The 2739-nt window shown below is 39.0% G+C and carries 2 protein-coding genes; both read left to right on the top strand.

From position 1 onward, the window contains the following. Nucleotides 1–318 (top strand): ISAs1 family transposase (locus AB4496_RS15210; RefSeq protein WP_372131281.1); only part of this gene is annotated, 318 nt, incomplete at its 5' end. Nucleotides 319–611: 293 nt separating this feature from the next. Further along, on the top strand, nt 612–2240 hold the full coding sequence (locus AB4496_RS15205) for a methyl-accepting chemotaxis protein (protein WP_372131279.1): 1629 nt from the start codon (nt 612–614) through the stop codon (nt 2238–2240). The last annotated feature ends 499 nt before the right edge of the window (nt 2241–2739 follow it).

Genomic DNA, 2739 nt, shown 5'->3' with positions numbered 1-2739 from the left:
GTAATCGACCTAGAGTATCGTTACTATATCAGCTCCAAAGTGCTAAGCGCAGAGCAAGCTGCGATGGCAGTTAGAGAGCTTTGGGATATAGAGTCAATGCATTGGGTACTTGATGTCAGTATGAATGAGGATGCGTGCCAGATATACAAAGACCATGGAGCGGAGAATCTATCTTGCTTGCGTCATATGAGCTTAAATATGCTCAGAGAAGAGCCAACTAAGCTAAGCATTGTTGGGAAGCAAAAGCGATGCATGATGAATACAACCATTCTAGAGGCAGTATTAAGTGCTGGTTTTACTCAGGCGGTGAAAAACTAGGCACTCATGCGGTCGCCCTGCTGCTCAATTGACACTAAATTATGGTTTTTTTATACAACCTCATTCAACTGAGGTATTTACTCTATTTTTTAACGAAAATACCACCATATTCTAGTTAAAAGTGAACTGCTGTATCGAATTCACGCTAAGTTGATGTTAATTCAGCCAATATTCGGCTATATTACACTCGATGAATAAGGGCGTAACGATTTTTATTCTCACTCCTCGGTTGTTAAGGTAGGTAATGTGCCATTAGTCATGGCGTTATTTTTAGAATAAATGTGGGTTCATTGATGAGTATTAAAGATTTAAGTGTAGTAAAGAAAATTGGGTTGAGTTACTTAGCCGTATTTCTGGTTTTTGCAGTTGTTTCTGTAGTGATGATGTCGAGTTTATTATCACTGAATAAAAACACAGCGATATTAACTGATAAAAGCCTGCCATCGGTTGCCTTGCTTAAAGGTATTCAAGTTGATATTACAAAAGTTCGTAAAGATGAATTTTCGCTTCTGTCAAATGCAAAGCATCCCAAAATCGCGGAATGGATAGAGGGGCTTGAACAATGGAGGGAAAATGTTCAACAAGGTATTTTGTCGTATGAAGCTCTAGCGCTGAGTGAGCAAGAAAAGCGTTCTTTTAAAGTATTTAAAGATACATGGAATAGTTATATTTCTGAAACGCAGCAATATAATTATTTACTTGCACAAGGTAAGGCAAAAAAAGCAAATGAAGTTGTTTCATCTAGTTTCACTACATATACAAAAGCTCTTACTAGCTTGGACAATACGCTTAGCTTAAATGATGAGCTTATAAATCAGCTAAAAGTAGAAGTACAAAGTGAATCTCAATCGACTCAACTTACTGCCGCCGCTGGTTCCTTAGTCATTATCGGTATGATAATTCTTTCGTCAGTTCTGTTATCTCGAGTAGTTTGTAAACCGGTTAATCGAGCTTTATGGTTTGCTTCTCAGATAGCTAAAGGTCAGTTGAATAATACAATTGACGAAAGAGAGTTAACTGAAGATGAACTTGGTACTTTGCTGAAAGAGTTAGTATCAATGCAAAATAATTTGCATTCTTTAGTCTCAGAGGTGAGTGATTCTACAATTCAATTAACAGCAGCGGTGGAAGAGGTGAGTGCAATATCAGCTCAAACGGCTTCAGGAATGCAAAATCAACAATTAGAGTTGAGTTCTGTTGCATCGGCCATGACAGAAATGCAGGCCGCAGTTAACGAGGTAGCGCAGAATACAGAAAGTGGAGCTACCTCAGCAAACTCAGCAACTGAAGTTGCAAAGCACGGAACCGAGATTTTAAATAAAACAATCCAAGAAATTGATAAGGTCACTAAAACAATACAAAACACAGATGAATTGGCAAGTGATCTAGAAAATAGTTCAAGTAGCATTAATGTTGTTGTTGATGTTATTAGAGGGATTGCGGAACAAACGAACCTATTAGCCTTGAATGCTGCAATAGAAGCTGCTAGAGCAGGAGAGCAAGGGAGAGGCTTTGCTGTAGTAGCTGATGAAGTTCGTTCTCTGGCTCAACGAACGCAAGAATCTACAACGCAGATTGTCGATATTGTTGAAGACTTACAAGAAAAAACCATCAAAATGGGGGAGGCAAGCAGGGAGTGTCAGAGTGGTATCGCTACATGTGTTGACCAAGTCAATGAGGCTGGAGAACAAATTGATATGATTGAACACTCTGTCGAGAATATTGCTCAGATGAGTACTCATATTGCAACAGCATGTAGTGAGCAAAACTCAGTGTCAGAAGAGTTAAATCGAAGTGTGGAGCATATTAATTCAGCATCCTCAGAAATGGCAGAAGGCACTTCACAAACCGCTATAGCGTGTCAGGAAATCAGTAGTCTAGCTCATAATCTCCAATCGAGGATGGGAGCATTCAAGCTATAGAAAGGTGCACTACGCCTTAGATTTTTTTAATCAGGAGTGGCGTTGTTGATCAAATCAGCTCGAAGATCAACTCTAAGCTATTTCTGTCCAGAATCGCTTGGTGATCACAGTTGTGTGAGAAGTACGGTTAACAAAGTTCTGCCCCAAAGTGAGCCAGAGAGGGATTGAACTCAGTTTCAAACCCTGCAACTTGCCTTACTTTTCCTCATACCTAGAGATCCAACAACGTAGTTAAATTTTCTAATCCATAACAGACTGACCTTCAATCACAGTTACGTACGAATATGTTGCTCACTATTTCTAGGCTGTTGAATAGTAGAAAACAAAGGGAAGTTTTTGATTGATAAAGTGCCTTGAATCGGAAGCAATATGTGCTCGCACGCTTTTTAATTTAAAATTAGATCTAAACTGAATTATATGCATACTTTTCAGTTGGTTAGAGAGAGTGCTTGCGATATGCTGAATACATCAATTCGTGCTGGCACGATATTAAAATGTT

This window comes from Vibrio sp. 10N.222.46.A1 (assembly GCF_041473595.1).
GTDB classification, from domain to species: Bacteria; Pseudomonadota; Gammaproteobacteria; order Enterobacterales; family Vibrionaceae; genus Vibrio; species Vibrio tasmaniensis_A.
The sequence above is the reverse complement of the archived record's forward strand: the minus strand, read 5'-3'. Positions and strand labels throughout refer to the sequence as shown.